Source organism: Nonomuraea sp. NPDC004702, assembly GCF_053601695.1.
The window spans coordinates 84,159-103,076 of the sequence record NZ_JBSGCE010000002.1; the positions used below are offsets into that span (position 1 = coordinate 84,159).

Annotated in this window: 16 protein-coding genes; 9 read left to right on the forward strand and 7 right to left on the reverse strand. The window is 71.7% G+C overall.

Annotation, left to right across the window (positions count from 1 at the left end):
• The first annotated feature begins 6 nt into the window (after positions 1–6).
• Positions 7–1,023, forward strand: a complete 1,017-nt coding sequence (locus ACWEJ6_RS03020) for a glycosyltransferase family 2 protein (protein ID WP_452421302.1) — start codon at positions 7–9, stop codon at positions 1,021–1,023.
• Here the strand turns inward: ACWEJ6_RS03020 and ACWEJ6_RS03025 are convergent, their stop codons facing one another.
• Together ACWEJ6_RS03025 and ACWEJ6_RS03030 are read right to left on the reverse strand one after the other, a co-directional pair.
• A complete protein-coding gene (locus ACWEJ6_RS03025; RefSeq protein WP_452420838.1) occupies positions 1,024–2,757 on the reverse strand; it encodes a CDP-glycerol glycerophosphotransferase family protein in 1,734 nt (577 codons plus the stop codon).
• A 69-nt stretch (positions 2,758–2,826) separates the two neighbouring features.
• Positions 2,827–3,561, reverse strand: a complete 735-nt coding sequence (locus tag ACWEJ6_RS03030) for an IspD/TarI family cytidylyltransferase (RefSeq protein ID WP_387668867.1) — start codon at positions 3,559–3,561, stop codon at positions 2,827–2,829.
• 91 nt (positions 3,562–3,652) lie between these two features.
• Between ACWEJ6_RS03030 and ACWEJ6_RS03035 the strand changes: the two genes are divergently transcribed.
• From ACWEJ6_RS03035 to ACWEJ6_RS03060, 6 genes are all read left to right on the forward strand, one after another.
• The gene (locus ACWEJ6_RS03035) at positions 3,653–5,068 is read left to right on the forward strand and encodes a CDP-alcohol phosphatidyltransferase family protein (protein ID WP_452420840.1); all 1,416 of its coding nucleotides are present in this window, start codon (positions 3,653–3,655) and stop codon (positions 5,066–5,068) included.
• A 70-nt stretch (positions 5,069–5,138) separates the two neighbouring features.
• Positions 5,139–5,747, forward strand: coding sequence for a DUF5941 domain-containing protein (locus tag ACWEJ6_RS03040; RefSeq protein ID WP_387668862.1), 609 nt, complete (start codon positions 5,139–5,141; stop codon positions 5,745–5,747).
• Between the two features lie 77 nt (positions 5,748–5,824).
• A complete protein-coding gene (locus tag ACWEJ6_RS03045; protein WP_352349191.1) occupies positions 5,825–6,559 on the forward strand; it encodes a phosphocholine cytidylyltransferase family protein in 735 nt (244 codons plus the stop codon).
• A 29-nt stretch (positions 6,560–6,588) separates the two neighbouring features.
• Entirely contained in the window at positions 6,589–7,629 is a 1,041-nt protein-coding gene (locus tag ACWEJ6_RS03050) for an iron-containing alcohol dehydrogenase family protein (RefSeq protein WP_358283907.1), read from the forward strand.
• On the forward strand, positions 7,607–8,374 hold the full coding sequence (locus tag ACWEJ6_RS03055; protein WP_352321579.1) for a CDP-alcohol phosphatidyltransferase family protein: 768 nt from the start codon (positions 7,607–7,609) through the stop codon (positions 8,372–8,374). The genes ACWEJ6_RS03050 and ACWEJ6_RS03055 overlap by 23 nt, the downstream gene beginning before the upstream one ends.
• A 186-nt stretch (positions 8,375–8,560) precedes the next feature.
• Positions 8,561–9,445 carry a glycosyltransferase family 2 protein gene (locus ACWEJ6_RS03060; protein ID WP_352321577.1) on the forward strand — a complete coding sequence of 295 codons (885 nt, stop codon included), beginning with the start codon at positions 8,561–8,563 and terminating at the stop codon, positions 9,443–9,445.
• Here ACWEJ6_RS03060 and ACWEJ6_RS03065 read toward each other — a convergent pair.
• The 5 genes from ACWEJ6_RS03065 to ACWEJ6_RS03085 form a co-directional block, all read right to left on the reverse strand.
• A complete protein-coding gene (locus ACWEJ6_RS03065; RefSeq protein WP_387668858.1) occupies positions 9,442–10,149 on the reverse strand; it encodes an acetoacetate decarboxylase family protein in 708 nt (235 codons plus the stop codon). The genes ACWEJ6_RS03060 and ACWEJ6_RS03065 overlap by 4 nt on opposite strands.
• A gap of 38 nt (positions 10,150–10,187) precedes the next feature.
• Positions 10,188–11,150, reverse strand: coding sequence for a glycosyltransferase (locus ACWEJ6_RS03070; protein ID WP_387668856.1), 963 nt, complete (start codon positions 11,148–11,150; stop codon positions 10,188–10,190).
• Between the two features lie 56 nt (positions 11,151–11,206).
• Entirely contained in the window at positions 11,207–12,406 is a 1,200-nt protein-coding gene (locus tag ACWEJ6_RS03075) for an acyltransferase family protein (RefSeq protein WP_452420844.1), read from the reverse strand.
• A gap of 172 nt (positions 12,407–12,578) precedes the next feature.
• Entirely contained in the window at positions 12,579–14,213 is a 1,635-nt protein-coding gene (locus ACWEJ6_RS03080) for an LCP family protein (protein WP_387668852.1), read from the reverse strand.
• 143 nt (positions 14,214–14,356) lie between these two features.
• Entirely contained in the window at positions 14,357–15,922 is a 1,566-nt protein-coding gene (locus ACWEJ6_RS03085) for a hypothetical protein (protein ID WP_452420847.1), read from the reverse strand.
• Positions 15,923–15,987: 65 nt separating this feature from the next.
• On the opposite strand from ACWEJ6_RS03085, the gene ACWEJ6_RS03090 reads away from it, so the two are divergent.
• A complete protein-coding gene (locus tag ACWEJ6_RS03090; protein ID WP_452420849.1) occupies positions 15,988–18,015 on the forward strand; it encodes a glycosyltransferase family 39 protein in 2,028 nt (675 codons plus the stop codon).
• Between the two features lie 33 nt (positions 18,016–18,048).
• Positions 18,049–18,876, forward strand: a complete 828-nt coding sequence (locus ACWEJ6_RS03095) for a hypothetical protein (RefSeq protein ID WP_452420851.1) — start codon at positions 18,049–18,051, stop codon at positions 18,874–18,876.
• The last annotated feature ends 42 nt before the right edge of the window (positions 18,877–18,918 follow it).

An 18,918-nucleotide genomic window follows, 5' to 3' on the forward strand; every position in this document is an offset into this window, starting at 1 on the left:
CCCGCCATGAAGCAGTTCCCCGACTCGCCGCACGCGCCCGCGGAGACGCGCGGCTGGCCCCCCATCTCCGTCGTCATGCCGGTCCTCAACGAGGAGCGGCACCTTCGCGAGGCCGTCGACCAGGTCCTCGCCCAGAGCTACCCCGGTGAGATCGAGGTCGTCCTCGCCGTGGGTCCGTCCCAAGACCGCACCCAGGAGGTCGCCGACGCCATCGCGGCGGCCGACCGCCGGGTGACCGTGGTGCCCAACCCGACCGGTCGCACGCCCAACGCGCTCAACGCCGCCATCGCCGCCGCACGCAACGGCATCATCGCCAGGGTCGACGGGCACGCCATGCTGCCCTCCGACTACCTGCGCGTCGCCGTCGAGACGCTGGCCGAGACCGGCGCCGACAACGTGGGCGGCGTCATGGCGGCCGAGGGCGTCACACCGTTCGAGCAGGCCGTGGCCTGCGCCATGACCTCCAAGATCGGCGTCGGCGCCGCGGCCTTCCACGTGGGCGGCACCGCGGGCCCGGCCGACACCGTCTACCTCGGCGTGTTCCGCCGCTCGGCGCTCGACCGGGTCGGCGGCTACGACGAGCACTTCCAGCGGGCCCAGGACTGGGAGATGAACCACCGCATCCGCCAGACCGGCGGGCTGGTCTGGTTCCAGCCGCGCATGCGGGTCACCTACCGTCCGCGGCCCAACGTCAAGGCGCTGGCCAAGCAGTACTTCCACTACGGCCGCTGGCGGCGCGTGGTCGCGCGCACCCACGAGGGCACGATCAACCTGCGTTACCTGGCGCCGCCCGCCGCGGTGCTGGCCATGGCGCTGGGGCTGGTGCTCTCGCCGTTCTTCCCGCTGACGCTCGTCGTCCCCGGGGGCTACGTGCTGGCCATCGTGGCCGGCTCGGCGGTCACCGGCAGCGGGCTGCCGGGCGCGGTCAAGCTGCGGCTGCCCCTCGTGTACGCCGCCATGCACGTCTCGTGGGGATGGGGCTTCCTCACCAGCCCGCGGAGGTTGTCCAGGCCGCCACGCTGATCACGAGCCCGAGAAGACCCGCTCGACGGCCGCGTCGAAGCGGGTCAGCGCGTCCGGGTACTCCGGCCCGAGCAGGTAGCTCCTGAGCTTGATCCTGGCTCGGGCCAGGGTGTCCTCACCGTCCAGGAAACCGGCGAGGGCCGCGAGGTCCTCGCCCAGGAGCACCCCCGCCTCGGTGCTCGGGTAGCGCTCGTGGAAGGCGCGCTCGGGCAGCCCCGCGACGTTCGTCACGGCGTACGGCTTCTCGCTGGCCAGGAAGTCGGCCACGACGCTGGAGATGTCGCTGATCAGCAGGTCGCACTCGTTGAAGCAGTCGTACAGGTGCGGGCTGTCGCCGGTGACGATCAGGTGCCTGATCTCCGGCGCCCCGCCGGGACTCGACGGATGCCTGGCCTTCGACCTGGCCAGCTCGGCCGCCTCGATCATCGACACGATCCTGCGGTGCGCCCGCGCGGCGCTCTTGTCGCGGTGGCCGGTCAGCGGGTGCGGCTTGTAGATGATCCGCAGCTGCGGGTCGTGGTCCAGCAGGGCGCGCACGATGCGCGGGCCCATGGTGATCAGTGACGTGTGGAACAGGTCGTCGTTCCAGCCCTCCCAGGTGGGGGCGTACAGGACGGTCCGGTACGGCAGCCCCGGCCCCTCGGTCGAGATGCCTTCGAGCTGCGGCCGGCCGACCTCGTGGATGCTCTCGTCCCGGACGCCCACGCGGGCGCGCCGGTAGCGGTCGCGACCGGCCGGCCCGGCCACCCACACCTCGTCGTACACCCGGGAGAACGGGTTGAACGAGGCCTCCTTGTCGCTGTCGCCGTGGTTGAGGAACACGCTGCGCAGCGTCGGGATGCGCAGCATGTGGACGTTGCGGCCGACGTTGGAGACGTACAGGCAGAGCTTGGCGCTGAACAGGGCGCGGAAGCTCATCAGGTCGGCCGAGGACGGGATGCAGACCATCGGCAGCGTGGTCGACTCCAGGTGCCTGGCCATGCCGCGCTCGCGCAGCACGACGATCGCCCGCCGGTTGATGCGTTCGAGGGTGGGCAGCCACATCCTGGCCTGGTAGGCGGCGGCCGTCGCGCCGGAGAAGTACAGGATGACCTCCGGGTCGTAGGCCCTGACCTGCTCGCCCACGACCTCCAGCACCCTCGCCCGGTCGCCGAGCGGCCGGGTGCGGCGCACGTACGGCAGGAGCGCGAGCACGCCCGCCACGCCGAGCAGCAGCGCCACGCCCGCGCCGGCCGCCCCGGCCGCCGCGCCGAAGGTCGCGCCGAGCACCGGCAGGGCGTCGAGCCCGAGGAAGCGCAGGCCGCGGTGGGCGCCCAGGAACGGGGGCGGCATCTTGGGGATGCGCAGCGCGGACACGTCGAGGTTGCGGGTGGTCACCGGCATGCTGCTGAGCGTCTGCCGCAGGCGGATGGCCAGCCCCGAGTGGGCGGCCCGCGCGCCGTGCAGCGCGAACAGCCCGGCGGCGAGCGCCACGAACCACGGCGAGGCGGCCCCCGACACCCGTGCCACCAGCAGCAGCGCGGCCGTCTCCCTGGCCGCGAACCGCAGCGTGGTCCCCAGGTGCATCCGGCTGAGCAGCTCGGTCAGCCCGCCGGCCAGGCGTGCCGCGGCGAACTCGACGGCGTAGGAGACCACGGCGACCAGCCCGAACAGCAGCGGCGCCGGCCACAGCGCCGAGGCCAGCAGGACGGGGTAGCAGCCGAGCAGCGCGCCGATCGCCAGCAGTCTTCTCATGCGACCGCACGGTAACAACCCGCAGGTCAAGGGCCTTCCACGCGAACGTCTACGACATGCCCGGACACGTCAGGAGATGGACCCCCTGATCGCGAAGAGCTGCTCGGCGATCCGCAGGTCGTCCGGATGGGTGACCTTGATGTTGCGCTCGCTGCCGGGGACCAGGTGGATGGGCACCTCGGGCAGGTAGCGCAGCACCACGCCGCAGTCGTCGGTGGCCGGGCGCTCGGCGAAGCCCGGGTCGGCCATGGCCCGCTCGTACGCCTCGCGGATCACCGAGAGCCGGAAGCACTGCGGCGTCTGGCTGCGGCGCAGCCGCGAGCGGTCGAGGACCTCGCCGATCACCTCGCCGTCCGGGCCGGGCACGGCCACCAGGACCGTGTCGGAGCTCGGGATCGCCACGTTGACGGCCCGGTGGGTGCGCAGCGCCGCCACGCACTCGGTGATGATCCGCGGCTCCAGAAGGGGCCGTACGGCGTCGTGCAGCAGCACGTCGCACTCCTGCGTGCCCAGCGCCCGCAACGCCCGCCACGTGCTCTCCGTACGGCTGCGGCCGCCCTCCACGATCCGGGTGACCTTGCGGTGGCCGCCGTTCGCCACGATCTCCTTCACCCGGTCGGTGAAGCCGGGCGTCATCAGCACCACGATCTCGTCGATCTCCGGCGCCTGCTCGAACACCGCGATGGAGTGCTCCAGGATCGTCCGCCCGGCTACTTCGATGAGCTGTTTGGGTATCTCATGTCCGACCCGCTGCCCCACGCCTCCCGCGAGGAGCACTCCGACCGACCGCCGCGCTGCATCCATGTCGGCAGCGTAACGGTCCTGTTCCGTGATATCGCGCGCCCCTGTCGCTACGCTGTGTCCACGCACTCCCTACCGGGAGGAGACCTGCGCTTTGCCCGACTCACTCACCCGCGAGGGCACGACCACCTCGGTGGTGCTGCTCGCCACGACCCCGGCGTGCCGGCTCTCCTGCGCCGACGGCACGCTCCTCGACCGGCTGAGCGACCAGTTCGCCGCGCTTCCCGTGCGTGACGTCCAGGTGGTGACCCCCGGTGGCGGGCTCGGGGCCGACCTGCGCGGGGTGGCCAAGATCGCCCGGGTCTCCTCGGGCACGGTCGTGGTGCTCCCCGCCGACCTCGTCGCCCACACCGAGGCGCTCGCGCTGCTGCTCGAACATCCCGCGCGCGACACCGGGGCGCTGGTCTCCCACGACGACGCCGCCGCCCCGATGCGGCCGCCCGTACGCGTCGAGTCCGGCAGGGTGGTCGCCGCCGGCAGCTCGTTCCACACCGTCCCGGAGGCCAACGCCACCTTCAGGGGCGTGCTCCAGACCGGCGAGGCCGACCTGGCGTCCCTGGCCGACATCGCCGAGGAGCTGGCCGAGCTGGCCGACCTGGGCAAGCTCGGCCCGGTCACCCCCGTCGAGGCGGTCGACCTGCTGCTGGTGGGCCTGGTCAGGGCCGGCGTACGGGTGCGCGCCGCCTCGATCGGCCCGCTGCACGCCGACCGCGTGACCGGCCAGCACGCCGCCGACAGCGCCCTGACCAGGCTCGCCGAGGTCGACGAGGCCAGGGTCCGGCTCGACACCTCGGTCAAGGAGGACGACGGCTTCTTCGCCACGTTCTTCGTCTCGACCTGGTCGCGCCACCTGATCAGGCCGGCCGTCCGCCTCAAGCTGACCCCCAACGCCGTCACCGGCGTCTCGATCGGCCTGGCCGCGCTGGCCGCCGTCTGGTTCTCGGCAGGCACCCAGGCCGGGCGGGCGGCCGGGGGCGCGCTGTTCGTGATGTCGTTCGCGCTCGACTGCCTCGACGGGCAGCTCGCCCGCTACACCCGCACGTTCTCCCCGCTCGGGGCCTGGGCCGACGGCATGGCCGACCGGCTGAAGGAGTACCTGGTCTACGTCGGGCTCGCCTTCGGCCACGGCGGGACCACGATCTGGTACCTGGCCGCCGCCGCGATGATCACGCAGGTCGTCCGCCACACCATCGACTACTCCTACGCCGGGGCGCTGGCCGACGCGGGCCGCGTCGGCGCCCTGTGGGCCAGGCCCGCCCGGTCGCTGCTGGAGCCGGCCGACGCGCGGCACGCCCACGGGATGCTCGGGCTCGCCCAGCGGCTGGAGCGCGACTCGCTCGCCCGCTGGCTGAGGAAGATCGTCGTGCTGCCCATCGGCGAGCGGACGGTGCTGATCGCCGTCACCGCCGCCGTGTGGGACGCCAGGGTGACGTTCGTGTCCCTGCTGTGCTGGGGCGGGGTCGCCGCCCTCTACCAGCTCGCCGGGCGCCTGGCGAGGTCGGCCCGGTGAGGGCCGCCGGGGCGGGCGAGGCGGCGGCGGTTCGCCGGATCGGGAGGCAGGCAGCGTGATCTCCGTGCACATGACCCCCGTGCCAGAGAGCAGGGTCGTCGCCTACCGCGACGACGGGCCGCTCTCGCGCGCGATGGGCCTGCTCGTGGCCGGGCAGCTCCCGCCGCTGCCGCCGGTGATCGCCGGCACGTTCGTCACCGGCGTGCTGCTGCTGATCGGCGTGGCCGGGTCCGACGGGCTCGCGGTGTTCGCGCCCGCCGTGACGCTGCTGCTGGCCGGGCCCGGCAGCACCCACCCGCACGACGGCCGTTTCGACTGGCTGGTGCCGCCGATCCTGCGGCTCATCGAGTACAGCTTCGTCGCCGCCTGCGGCTTCGCCCACGGGCTGCCGCCGGTGCTGACCTTCCTGCTGCTCGGCGCGCTCGCCTTCCACCACTACGACCTGGTCTACCGGCTGCGCCAGCGCGTCTACCCGCCGGCTTGGCTCTCCACGCTCGGCCTCGGCTGGGACGGCCGGATGATGGCGGTCTCGCTGGCCGCCCTGGCCGGCTGGATGACCGCGGGCTACGTGCTGCTGACCCTCTACCTGTGGGCGCTGTTCGGCTGGGAGAGTGTCACGTGCTGGCTGGCCGCGCCCCGATCGGGCGTCGAGGCGGGCGAGATGGGAACGCAAGACTAACGCCGGATTACCCGCGAAGGGGCCAAAGGCAACTAACCTTTGGGCACACGTAGTCATGCTCGACCGAGGAGTGCACGTTGCTGGGAATGGTTCTGGCCGCCGGGGCCGGACGACGCCTGCGGCCGTACACCGACACGCTGCCCAAGGCGCTCGTGCCGGTTGACGGCGAAACCACGATCATGGACATCTCGCTGCGCAACCTCGCCGAGGTGGACCTGCGGGAGGTCGTGGTCGTCGTCGGTTACGCGGCGCAGGCCGTGCACGACCGCAAGGAGGAGCTGGAGAGGCGCCACGGCGTCAAGCTCACCCTCGTGCACAACGACAAGGCCGAGGAGTGGAACAACGCCTACTCCCTGTGGTGCGCCCGCGACTACTTCGCCCAGGGCGTGCTGCTGGTCAACGGCGACACCGTCCACCCCGTCTCGGTCGAGAAGACGCTGCTGGCCGCCCCCGGGACGAGCGACGTCCTGCTCGCGGTCGACAACGTCAAGAAGCTGGCCGACGAGGAGATGAAGGTGACCCTCTCCCCGGAGGGCTCGCTGCGCCGCATCACCAAGCTGATGGACCCGGCCGAGGCGTACGGCGAGTACATCGGCGCCACGCTCATCAGGCCCGGCGCGGCCGAGCGGCTGGCCGACGCGCTCAAGACGACGTTCGAGCGCGACCCCCAGCTCTACTACGAGGACGGTTACCAGGAGATGGTCGAGCGCGGCGAGGCGATCCACGTCGCGCCCATCGGCGAGGTCGACTGGGTCGAGGTGGACAACCACGACGACCTGGCCAAGGCTCGCACCATAGCCGTTCGCTACTAGAGGGAGCGCGCATGCCGCTTCTAGCGAGGATGCTGCCGGCGCCCCTGACCATGGAGGTCAGGCGCGGCGCCGTCGCCGAGCTCGGCGCCCTGCTGGCCGACAGCCGCGTGGCCACCTCCGGCCGGGTGGCCGTGGCCGTCGGGCCCGGCCAGGGCGACCACATCGAGCGTCTGATCGCCCCCACCCTCGGCGAGGCCGAGGTGTTCAGGGTGAGCGACGGGTCGGTCGAGGCGGCCGTCTCACTCGGCGCCGACCTGCGCAAGGGCGCCTACGAGGTCGTCGTCGGGGTCGGCGGCGGCAAGACGATCGACGCGACGAAGTACGCCGCCTCCCTCGCGGGCATCCCCATGGTGGCCGTGGCCACCAACCTCTCCCACGACGGCATCTGCTCGCCCACCGCCTCCCTCGTCTACGAGGGGGGCAAGGGCACCTTCGGCGTGCCGATGCCGCTGGCCATCCTGGTCGACCTCGACTTCGTGCACAACGCGCCGAAGTCGCTGGTCAGGGCCGGCATCGGCGACGTCGTCAGCAACCTGTCGGCGATCGAGGACTGGCAGCTCGGCAACGTCGAGCGCGGCGAGCCCATCGACGGCCTGGCCTGCTCGATGTCCCGCACCGCCGCCGAGGCGCTGGTCGGCCGGAGCGACGGCATCGAGTCCGACGCGTTCCTGACCGTCCTGGCCGAGTCTCTCATCCTGTCGGGCATGTCGATGGTCGTCGCCGGGTCGTCGCGGCCCGCGAGCGGTGGAGATCATGAGATCCTTCATGCCGTGGATCAGCTCTTCCCCGGCACCTCCAACCACGGCGAGCTCGCCGGCATAGGTGCCGCCTTCTGCTTCTTCCTGCGGGAGGACGCCGCCAGGGTGGCCCAGGTGGTCGACTGCCTGCGCCGGCACGAGCTCCCGGTCGTGCCCGCCGACATCGGGCTGACCGGCGAGCAGTTCGCCGACGTGGTCGCGCTGGCGCCGTCGACCCGTCCCGGCCGTTACACGATCCTGGAGCACCTGCGCATGCAGGACTCCGAGATCCGCGATCGGGTGGGGGACTATGTCCGGGCCTTCGGTAGCTGAGCTGCGGCGGGTCGCCCAGCCCGAGGGCCATCTCGACCGCAGGAACGGCGAGCACTGGGCAGGCGTGCTCTACATGCGCCGGCTGTCCATCTACGTCACGTGGCTGACGAGCAAGACGTCGGTCACGCCCAACCAGCTCACCTGGGTGATGACGGTCGCCGGGGTCGCGGCGGGCTTCGTGCTGGCCCTGCCGGGGCTGTGGGCGGCCGTGCTGGCCGCCCTGCTCGTCCAGGTCTACCTGCTGCTCGACTGCTCCGACGGCGAGCTGGCCCGCTGGACGGGCAAGACGTCGCTGGCCGGGGTCTACCTCGACCGCGTCGGGGCCTACTTCACCGAGGCCGCTGTGCTGGCCGGGCTCGGCTGGCGGGCCTCGGCCGTGCTGCCCGACTGGTACACCGTGCTCGGCTTCGCTGCCGCGCTCGGCGCCATCCTCATCAAGGCCGAGACCGACCTGGTGGAGGTGGCGCGGGCCAAGGGCGGGCTGGGCGCGTCCTCCGAGGCGTCGGCGGTGCAGTTCCGTTCGGGGCTGCTCGGTCTGGGCAGGAGGATCCTGGCGGCGACGAAGTTCCATCGGATCATGCAGCCGATCGAGCTGTCGCTGCTCGCGGTGGCGGCCGCGGTGATCGACCTGGCGACCGGCACGCTCGGGGCCTCCCGCGTGCTCATCGTGGCCTGCGCGATCGCCGCCGCGCTGCAGACCGTGCTCCATCTGATCAGCATTATGGCGTCGAGGCGGCTTGGGTGATCTCATGTCGGAACCGGAGGAGCTTCCCGTCCGTCGTATTGATCGGACGTCCGCCGTTCGGTGGGGGTTCACCATCGGTTCCGATACGCTTAGCTCCACCATTGTCAACAAGATGCAGACCAGCAGACTCGGTGATCATGAAAGAATGCTCCGCTCGTGTCCTCAACGCGTCAGGACGATGACCCGTTGAAGATCTCGTGCGTCATCCTCACCATGGGCAACCGGGTCGCGGAGCTGAACCGGGCCGTCGAGTCCGCGCTCAACCAGGTCGACGGCGACGTCGAAGTGGTGATCGTGGGCAACGGCGCCGACGTGCCCCAGGTGTCGGCCACGCCACCCGAGGGCTCGGCCGCGGTCGTGAAGACGATCCGGCTCGACCACAACACCGGCATTCCCGCCGGCCGTAACCGCGGCGTCGAGGAGTGCTCCGGCGACGTCGTGCTGTTCCTCGACGACGACGGCTGGTACGCCAACCAGAAGGTCGTCGCCCACGTGCGCGACCGGTTCGCCACCGAGCCCGACCTCGCGGTGATCTCCTTCCGGGTGATGGACCCCGAGGGCGGCGTCGGCCAGCGGCGGCACGTGCCCCGGCTGCGCGCGGGCGACCCGCAGCGCTCCTCGCCGGTCACCACGTTCCTCGGCGGCGCCTCGGCCGTGCGGCGTTCGGCCTTCCTCCAGGTCGGCGGCCTGCCGGAGCGGTTCTTCTACGCGCACGAGGAGACCGACCTGGCCTGGCGCCTGCTGGGCGAGGGCTACCGGATCGAGTACGACGCCGAGACCGTCATGTACCACCCGCAGGTCCCGCCGACCAGGCACGCGCAGTTCTACCAGCTCAACGCCCGTAACCGGGTCTGGCTGGCGCGGCGCAACCTGCCGTGGCCGCTGGCGTTCCTTTACCTGACCAACTGGGTGGTGCTCACCCTGATCCGCGAGCGCCGTTCGGGGGTCGCGATCAAGGCGTGGTTCTCCGGCTTCTTCGAAGGGCTGCGCACGCCCGCGGGCGAGCGTCGTCCCATGGCCTGGCGCACCGCCTGGCGCATGGTCAAGCTCGGCCGCCCGCCGATCGTCTAGACCGCCTCCGCCTCGCCGAAGGTCATCGAGGCATGGGAGACGGTCGAGGCGAACAGCGCCCGCTTGGGCAGCCCCAGCTCGCTGAGCTCCTTGGCGATGGGGTGGTTGCCCAGGCGGATCAGCGCGCCGCCCGGCCGCACGCGCGTGCCCCCGGCCCGTACGGACCAGGGGACGCGCCGCGTGACGCCCTCCAGATGGGTGAAGGCGTCGAGCGGCGCCATGGCGGCCGGCGCCGGCACGCCGGGCCTGATCAGCAGGTCGAGCACGAGCCTGCCGTCCTTGCGCAGCACACACCGCTTGTACGGCGACCCGAGCCGCAGTTCGATGTCGGCCAGCTCCTTGGGGAAGCCCCAGATCGTCCGCCCCGCCTCCAGCGTGAACCGCTGGTCGACGGGCAGCCAGTGGACGAAGACGCCCGCGCCGCGCAGGTCGCCGAGCCCGACCGAGCCCGCCGCCCCCGGCCGCCGGATCAGGAAGGCCATCCCGAACTCGTGGTAGGTGTCGAGGTCACCGTCGCGATAGTCGACGAACACCAGCACGCACACGGCCTTGCCGGGGAACACCTCGGCCACGTCGAGGCCGGAATAGGCGATCACCGCCCGCGCCGCGTCGGCCCGCACCGCGTAGAAGGCGCTGCAGACCTCCGCGTCCTCCACTCGCACAGGCATGCCCACCGTCCGGCCCTGGATCAGATGCGATGCCATGGGTCCAGTACATCAACCAGGAAGCCCGCTGGCCATTCCTACACCGCCAGCGCGTGTTCCGGCAGGGCCGCCCACGACTCGGCCAGCTTGACGAAGTCCGCCGCCCGGTCGGGCCAGTGGTGGCGCAGCCGGGCCTCGGCGTGCCCGACCGCTCCCAGGTCGGCCCGCCGCACGGGGTCCTCCTTGAGGTCCAGGACGGCGTCCAGCAGCGCGTCCACGTCCCGGGGCACCACCAGGCCGCAGCCGACGGCCCGCACCAGCGGGGCGGCCTGCGGGGTGGCGATCACCGGCAGGCCCCGGCCCATGTAGTCGAGGATCTTCGTGGGCGGCCCGGTCACGGTGTCGGCGGCCAGGGACAGCCCGGCCAGCGCGCCCTCGGACATGCGCAGGGCGTGCCGGTTGGGCACGTACCCGAACCAGTCGAGCAGGCCGACGCGCTGGGCGTCGCGCAGCAGCGGGCGCACGTCGCGGTCGGCGGCGCCGATGAGGTCCATCCGGATGCCGTGCGGCGCCAGGCGCTCGGCCAGCGCGATCAGCTCGGCCACGCCGCGCTCGGCCGACAGGCGGCCGATGTGCACGACCCTGGTGTCGCCGGGAGGGGGCGGGCTGGGCGACACCAGGGTCGCTTCGGGCACCTCCGCGGAGGTGATCACGTGGTGCCGTCTTTCCGCGCGGGCCCGCCGTCTGGGCGAGACGTCCTCGCGGACGTCCCAGACGACCGGAGGGCGCCGGTGGGGCAGCGCGCGCAGCAGCCGGTGATCATGCACGATCAGCAGGTCGGCGTCCCGCACGCCGCGCCTGAGCGCCGCGCGGGCCTTCCCGTACGGGGCCTGCCGGGCGACGTCGACGGCGGTGAGCCCGACGGCCGGGGTGACGTTGTAATAGGTGAACGGCGCGACGTAGGTCACCTCGTGGCCCGCGTCGAGCAGCGCCCTGATCTGCCGGTGCATGATCCGGGCGTCCTCGGGATGATGGACGGTGGTGGCGACACATGCGCGCATGTGTCGATGCTCCGCGCCTACCAGGTCAAAGGCGTTAACTCAGGTGAAAGGGCCGCTTAACTTCCAGAGGGGCGGCGATAGAGCCAGGTCAGGCGGGGTTCGAGCACCCACTTGAAGACGGTGCGCGTCTCCGGCAGGCACAACACGATCGCCAGTGCGAACGAGCTGCACGCGATGGCCAGCACGCCGAGCGGCCCGTGCAGCCACGGCAGCGCCAGCCAGCCCTGGTCCTTGGCGATCAGGACGGGGATGCCGTGGAGCAGGTAGCAGTAGAGCGTGCGGGTGCCGAGGTCGGAGTACCAGGTCTCGCCGCGCGGCACCAGCGCCAGCACCGCGAAGGACATCGCCAGGGCGCAGACCAGCAGCCCGACCTTGAGCAGCAGGCCCATCCACCAGGACAGGTCCATGTCCTGGAAGCTGTGCTTGAAGTAGAACGGGTCGAGCGGCGCCTTGGGCGCGATGACGATGGCCACGGCCGCCGCGCAGAGCAGCGTGACCCCCGACGCGATCTTGATCCACAGCTTGTTGAGCATCTCGAAGTGCTCGGGCTGCATCACCAGGCCGATCACGAAGAACGGCAGCAGGCCGAAGAAGCGGTCCATGCTGAAGTCGCCGGCGATCTGCGAGAAGCCGGCGAACATGTAGATCACGATGGCCACCGGGACCGGGTGCTTCATCCGCTTCCACACCGGTGTGGACAACCGCCAGAACAGCAGCGCCAGCAGGTACCAGTTGAGCCACGCCGGATCGATGATCGTGAGGCTCCACTTCTGGCCGAGCCCGTAGCGGACGGCGGCGTAGCCGATCTCCACGATCACGTACGGCACGACGAACGTGTCGACGAGCTTGTTCGTCTTCGCGTTGGAGTTCCAGAAGTTCCTGGACAGGTAGCCGCTGATCATCACGAACAGCGGCATGTGGAACATGTAGATGTAGATGTAGAGCGCTCTGGAGGAATGGGTCGAGAGCGTGGGCACCAGCGAGTGGCCCAGCGGCACGAGCGCGATCAGGATGAACTTGACGTTGTCGAGGTAGGGGTCGCGCCTGCGCTTGGGCGGCTCGGGCTCCTCGGCGGGCTCCTGCCGCTCCTCGGGGCGCTCGCCCGTCGCGATGCCGTGGGGGTCGGTCTGGTTGCCCCAGACGGACTCCTGAGGCAGGGGCCAGCGAGCTCCAGTGTTCGCCGGCCCGCCTTCCTCGACGGGGCCGTCAGGGCTCCGCGGGGTCGTGACCGGTGGAGAGAACTTTGTGTCAGACACTGGGGAGCTCAGCTTCGCTAGGGGCCGGGGTGCACGACGCAACTCTGACATTTCATACTTACAACCGCCTTAACAGCGGCCGTGTCGCGCTGCGTCGCCGACCCGCAAACATTATCCCGATCTAGTGGTCCCTGTCTCACCAGAAGTCCGGTTCCACAGGGAACTTGGAGCCTCAGGTGCACACGTTCTTCTGGTCGGCGGCCGTGATGGTGCTGTTGTTCACGCTGTCAGGAAGCTTGGTGACCTTCACCGACTTGAAGTCGGAGCCGACCACGAGCTGGATCACCGGGGCGCCCTTGCCGCCCGCGCCGGCGGCCGTGCCGGTCGTGCCGGAGGTGTAGGGCTGCGGGTTGGTCGCGGTGACCTTGCCCGCCGAGGGAGCCGGCTTGGGCAGCACCGCGCCGGACAGCACGGCCGCGTAGTCGGCGCCGGTGGCGGCGCCCTTGGCGTAGTGGATCTCGCTGGAGGGCAGGCTCGCGCCGTCGGCGGCCTGGTAGTTGCCCACCCCGACGACGTTGAAGCCCTGCTTGGCCAGCTCGTCGGCCACCAGGCGGGCCTTGCCCGGCGTGGTGGTGCCGTTGAGCACCTGCACCTTCACCTGCTCGGGCTTCGGCGTGACCTTGGGCTTGGTGCTCGCGCTGGCACTCGCGCTCGGGGTCGGGTCGGGGAGTTCGGTGTCGCTGATGATGGAGGCCCACAGCGCGGAGGCGTCGGGCTCCTTCCAGATCACCCGGTTGGGATCCTGCGGGTCGGGCAGCCACGGGATCGTGGTGAGCTGCACGCCGCCCGCGGTCAGCTCCTTGGCGCTGGTAGCGATGTCGATGAGCTGCTGGGTGTCGTTGGCCAGCTCGGGGTCCATGGTGACCGAGCCCGCAGCCGCCTTGATGAAGCCGGTCAGCTTGCCGATGTCGGTGAGCAGCTCGCTGCTCGTGGCCTTGGCGATGACCTTGCTCAGGAAGATCTGCTGGCGCTTGATGCGCTGGATGTCGCTGCCGTCGCCGTAGTGGCGCAGACGTACGTAACCGAGCGCCTTCTCGCCGTTGAGCAGGCTCTTGCCCGGAGGCAGGACGAGATGGGACGCCCTGTCGTTGACGCCGGACTTGAGGCAGATCTCGATGCCGCCGAGGGCGTCGACGATGTTCTTGAAGCCGCTGAAGTCCACCTCGACGAAGTGGTTGATGCGGATCTGGGTGAGCGTCTCGATCGTGGAGATCGTGCACGCGATGCCGCCGGAGTTGTACGCCGAGTTGATCATGTCCCGGCGGGGCGGCATCTCGGCCTTGGTGGTCTCGTTCTTGCACTTCGGGATCTGCACCATCGAGTCGCGCGGGAAGCTGATCAGGCGCGCCTTGTCCCGGTTGGGAGAGATGTGCATGACGATGATCGTGTCGGTGCGCTTGCCGCCGGCGTCGGCCGTCCTGGCGAGCTGCTGGCCGTATTTGGCGTTGCCCTTGCCCGCGCGGGTGTCGGAGCCGACGAGCAGCACGTTGAGTGCGCCCGTGTCGCGCGGACGCGGGTTGATGATGTCCTCTTTGACGCTCTTCTGGGTGATGTTGCCGAAGGCGTCGCGGTAGACGGTGTAACCGGTCAGCGCGCCGGCCACCATGACCGTGGTGGCGGCGATGCTGACCCAGGCCAGCACCCGCATCTTGCCCTGACCGCCGCCGCCGTCGCCGCGGTGGCCGCGTGGGGGCCGGTCGTCGGGCGGGGGAGGCGGGGAGCCCGCGGCCCTTCGCGCCATCCGGCTGCCCGGAGCGCTGGGGGCGACCCTGGCGTCCTGGACGGACGCGCTCCTGTAGTCACTCATACGCCCCCTAGCCTCGTTCCTTGCGCCAACGCGCCGGCTTGGTCGCTCCGCGCCACGAGATTAGGTCACGTACGGCGTGCCCGGTGCCATGACCGCCGGAAACGACCGTGACCCGGGCGTGATGTTTCCGCGGCACAGCATACTCAGAGCCGGACATTTCGTGGAATATCATTGCCAAAGTCTTTCCCGCTTTCTGACCGTCCCCGCAGGTCAGGCCGGACGCTCAGGGCCGCCGCGAGGCAGGCCAGAGGCACGGCCGGGAGCACGTACCGGTAGTCGAACTCGGCCACGGCGGGCGGTGTGACGAGCAACACAACGGCCGCCGCCCAGGGCGCCGCCCACGCCGGCGGACCGGCGTGCCGCAGGCCCCGCGCCCGGCGCACGGCGGCCGCGACGGGCGGCGCGAGCAGGAGCGCCAGCAGCACCGGGCCGGGCAGGCGCACCACGCTCTGGTAGCCCCGCAGCCATCCGGCGTAGGGCTCGACGATCTCCGTACCGATCGCACCCTGCTCGTAGAGCTTGGCATAGTCGGCGCCGACCTGCGCGGGATAGCGGCCAGGTGGGCCGGGCGGGGTCACCGGGAACTCGTAGTAGGCGTAGACCTCCGCGTCGGGGTAGACCGGCCGCCCCCACGTGAACGTGCGGGCCAGCTCGGCCAGCACCGAGCCCGCGTAGTCGAGCGGCTGGCTGGTGACGGCGAGGGTCGCGAACCTGGAGGCCAGGTCGTCGTTCGCCTTCGAGAACGTGATTCCCGGCAGCTTCACCAGCGGGGAGTCCTTGCTCCAGATGTACTCCTGCGACGGCGGGCGCAGCTCCGGCGGACGGGGGTCGCACAACACCCGCAGGTCGGCCGGCGGGTTCATCCTGGCGCAGTCGGCGAAGGACATCGTGCGGGCGTAGAGGAAGACGCCGTTCGCGCCCACCAGGCCGACGCGGTGGTGGGCGGCGTAGAACCAGCCGCCGTAGGCGATGACCGGGACCAGCGCGGCGGCCAGCAGCACCCCGGCCAGGCCCACGCGCCTGCGCAGCACGAACCACGCGGCCAGGACGACGATGAGCGGCAGGCCGACGGTCCTGGTCAGGGTGGCGGCGGCCAGCAGCAGGCCGACGGCGGCGACGGTGGCGCGCTTCTCGGTCAGGCTCAGCGCCACGGCGGCCACGACCAGGAACAGGAACAGCGTGTCGGAGACCAGCAGGTGCTCCAGCTCGATCTGGTACGCGTCGAGCAGCACGGGCACGGCCGCGAGCGTGCGCGCCCAGCGCGGGGCCCGGCGCGCGGCCACGTAGACGAGAACGCCGGTGGCCAGGCCGAGCAGGTGTTGCGCGGCGGTGACCGCCCAGAAGCCGTGGAAGGGCTCCAGGAGCTTCATGAACATCGAGTAGCCCGCCGGGCGAACCAGGTCGGGGCGCGGCCGGAAGACGGTGACGATGTAGGTGTAGGAGTCGGGGAACCACAGGGCCGGGCGGTAGCCGAGCATGGCGAGCGCGCGCAGGGCCGCGCCGACCGCCAGGACCCCGGCGAACCAGCCGTGCCGCCGCCACCATCCGGCCTCCAGGACGCGCGTGAACCAGCCGTGCCGCCGCCACCATCCGGCCTCCCGGACGCGCGCGAACCAGCCGTGCCGCCGCCAGCCGGGCTCCTGGACGCGGGCAGGGGTTCCCGCGCGCGGCTTCGGATTCACCCGCTGGTCATCCCGCTCCTCCTGCACCTCGCGTACGCTACCCGCGTTTCCGCGGACGCCGTGACCGCGGCGTTGGATACGCTCGCTCACCGATGGAACGTGATCGATCGGGCCGCGTACTGGCCGCGTTGTCGGTGTCGCCCGCGCTCGCCCTGGCGGGCTGGCTGCTCGCGGGCCTGCCGCTGCTGCTGGCCGGCCGGTTCGCGCCGCTGCCCGCGGTGCTGCTCGGAGTGCCCGCGGCGGCGCTGCTGTGCTGGGCGGGCACGCGCGGCGTCCTGCGCGGGAGGCGGGGCGCGGGTCAGGGCGTCCAGGCCACGCCCTGGCAGGTGGCGGGGGTCGTGGCGGTGGCCGCCGGGTCGGGCGTGTTCAACGTCGTCATGCATTCCGAGCAGCTGCTGGTCCGGCGCGACCCGGCGACCTACGCCCAGTACGCCGCCTGGATCGCCGGGCACGGCTCGCTGCCGATCCCGGACCAGGCGGCGGCGTTCGGCGGCCACCACCCCTCCCTGTACTTCGACAGCGTCGGCACGTATGCGGTGGACGGCGGGGTGGTGCCGCAGTTCATGCCGGGGCCGCCGCTGGTGTTCGCGATCGGCGACTGGCTGGGGGCGCCGTTCGCGGTGCCGGCCGTGCTGGGGGCGCTGGCCGTGCTGACGGTGGCCGGGGTGGCGGCGCGGCTGGCGGGCGGACGGTGGGCGGTGCTCGCGGCGGCGGCGTTCGCGGTGAGCCTGCCGATCCTCTACACCTCGCGCACGACGTTCAGCGAGATCCCGTCGCTGATCCTGCTGTTCGGCGGGCTGGCGCTGGCCCAGGACGCGATCGAGGCCGAGCGGCCCGGCTGGCGGCAGGGGCTGCCGGCCGGGCTGGTCCTGGGGCTGGCCGTGTTGGTCAGGGTCGACGGGTTGCGCGACGTGTTGCCGGTGCTGGCGTACGCGGGGCTGCTGGTCGCGATGCGGCGCTCCGGCAGGCCGCAGGGCGCGGTGGGGGTGCCGCTGCTGGCGGGGCTGGTGGCGGGGGCGGGGCTCGGGCTGCTGGCGGCGTACGTGCTGGCCCGTCCGTATCTGGAGTATCTGTCCGGGTCCGTGCGGCCGCTGCTGCTCATCTGCGCGGTCGTGCTCGTGCTCACGCCGGTCGGCGTGGCCGTCGCGCCCAAGCTGGCCGGGTTCCGGCCGCCGCGGTGGTTGCCGACGGCGGGGGCCGCGCTGGTCGTGCTGGTGATGGCCGGTCTGTACGCCCGTCCCTGGTTCCAGATCGTGACCAGGAAGGCCACGAACGCCGAGGACGCCCGCACGGCCGAGTTCATCGCCCAGATCCAGCAGGCCAACGGCCTGCCCGTCCAGGCGGACCGGCTCTACTTCGAGCTCTCGCTCCACTGGGTGACCTGGTACATCGGCATCCCGGCCGTCGTGCTGGCCACGGTCGCGGCGGCCGTGCTGCTGCGCAGGCTGCTGCGCGACGGCAGGCCGTTCGTCTGGCTGCTGCCGCTGGCGATGATCGGCTGGACGACGGTCACCACGCTGCTGCGGCCCGAGATCACCCCCGACCAGCCGTGGGCCTCCCGGCGGCTGGTCCCGGTCGTGATCCCGGGGCTGATCGTGCTGGCGGTGTGGGGGCTGGGCTGGCTGCGCGAGCGGTCGTGGCCGCGGGAGCGGGTACGGCGGTGGGCGACGGTCGCGGGGGTGCTGCTGGTGCTCGCGCCGCCGGTGGTGACCTCGATCGGCACCGCGTTCACGCCGGTCGAGCGGGGGGAGGCGGCGGCGGTCCGGTCGATGTGCGCGGCGCTTCCGGCCGAGGCGTCGGTGCTGTTCGTCGAGCGGGTGACCGGCGACCGCTTCACCCAGCTCGTCCGCGGGATGTGCGGACGTCCGGCGGCGCAGGTGGCGCGGCCTCCCGGAGAGCCCGACCTGGCGGCGGAGCCGGAGGTCCGGGCCGCCGTCGAGAGGGTCAGGGCGGCCGGCCGGGTGCCGGTCGTGCTGGCCGCCGACCCCGCCCAGGTGGCCCCCTACGGGACGCCGCGCCAGATCATGGGCCTGGTCACGCGCCAGGACGAGCGCTCGCTCGTGGACCCGCCCAACGGGACGTGGTCCTTGCGGGTGAACGTATGGATGGCGGTGGGTTGACCCCGCTCAGGGCGTATTGCGATAGTTCTGGACATGTCTGACACCGACGAGCTGTCGTTCGGCGACGACCGGGAGCCGTGGTTACGGCCCTGGATCAGGGCACACCAGCGGACGGCGGCGATGATCGTGGCGGCCGTCCTGCTGGTGGCGGCGCTCGGCGGGGGCGGCTGGTACCTGCACCTGCGCTCGCTCCTGCCCTCGCCGCCGCCCGTCGGCGCGCTGCCCGTCGTGGACGGCTTCACCGTCTCGCTGTGCACCGAGGGCACCCAGGGCTGCCCGCAGGGCACCGCCGAGCGGGTGCTGGCGCTGGTCCGGCGGATCCCCGAGGCGGTCGCGCCCACGCTGGTGCCCGCCGACGAGGTCGAGCGGCGCTGGGCCCAGCAGATGATCATCACCGAGGGGCTGACGGGGCTCCGCGCCGGAAGCTGGGTCCCACAGATCGAGGGCGGGGTTCGCGGCCCGGCCGACTACGACGCCGTCCGGCGAGGGCTGGCCGAGGAGAAGGGCGTCCTGCTCCTGCCCCGGATTCCCGACTTCTGGCGGGGCAAGGCGGACCTGAGCGTCACGATGTGCAGGCAGTGGGGGACTGCCGGCAAATGCCGGATTCCGGCGACCGCGGCGCAGCGCGACGCCGTCGTGGCCCGGCTGCGCGAGCTGGACGGCGTCACCGAGGTGTTCCTCCAGGACAAACCGTTCGGCCTGCGGCTGGCCCGGCTCTACCAGGGCGAGGAATGGCCCAAGAAGCTCGACGACATCTCCGAGGTGCTGTACGTGCGCTTCGACGACCCCGCCAGGGCCAGGGCGGTGGGTCAGGAGATGCTCAGGATGCCCGGCGTAGGATGGTCACAGCTGATCAAGTGAGCGTAAAGCCCGTCGATGTGGACTCGGCTTCCAGCGGGGCAG

Excerpts from the sequence above, each read along its gene's own strand:
- ACWEJ6_RS03020 (WP_452421302.1), top strand. The coding sequence starts at position 7 with ATGAAGCAGTTCCCCGACTCGCCGCACGCGCCCGCGGAGACGCGCGGC.
- ACWEJ6_RS03025 (WP_452420838.1), bottom strand. The coding sequence starts at position 2,757 with ATGAGAAGACTGCTGGCGATCGGCGCGCTGCTCGGCTGCTACCCCGTC.
- ACWEJ6_RS03030 (WP_387668867.1), bottom strand. The coding sequence starts at position 3,561 with ATGGATGCAGCGCGGCGGTCGGTCGGAGTGCTCCTCGCGGGAGGCGTG.
- ACWEJ6_RS03040 (WP_387668862.1), top strand. The coding sequence starts at position 5,139 with ATGACCCCCGTGCCAGAGAGCAGGGTCGTCGCCTACCGCGACGACGGG.
- ACWEJ6_RS03050 (WP_358283907.1), top strand. The coding sequence starts at position 6,589 with ATGCTGCCGGCGCCCCTGACCATGGAGGTCAGGCGCGGCGCCGTCGCC.
- ACWEJ6_RS03055 (WP_352321579.1), top strand. The coding sequence starts at position 7,607 with ATGTCCGGGCCTTCGGTAGCTGAGCTGCGGCGGGTCGCCCAGCCCGAG.
- ACWEJ6_RS03065 (WP_387668858.1), bottom strand. The coding sequence starts at position 10,149 with ATGGCATCGCATCTGATCCAGGGCCGGACGGTGGGCATGCCTGTGCGA.
- ACWEJ6_RS03070 (WP_387668856.1), bottom strand. The coding sequence starts at position 11,150 with ATGCGCGCATGTGTCGCCACCACCGTCCATCATCCCGAGGACGCCCGG.
- ACWEJ6_RS03080 (WP_387668852.1), bottom strand. The coding sequence starts at position 14,213 with ATGAGTGACTACAGGAGCGCGTCCGTCCAGGACGCCAGGGTCGCCCCC.
- ACWEJ6_RS03090 (WP_452420849.1), top strand. The coding sequence starts at position 15,988 with ATGGAACGTGATCGATCGGGCCGCGTACTGGCCGCGTTGTCGGTGTCG.
- ACWEJ6_RS03095 (WP_452420851.1), top strand. The coding sequence starts at position 18,049 with ATGTCTGACACCGACGAGCTGTCGTTCGGCGACGACCGGGAGCCGTGG.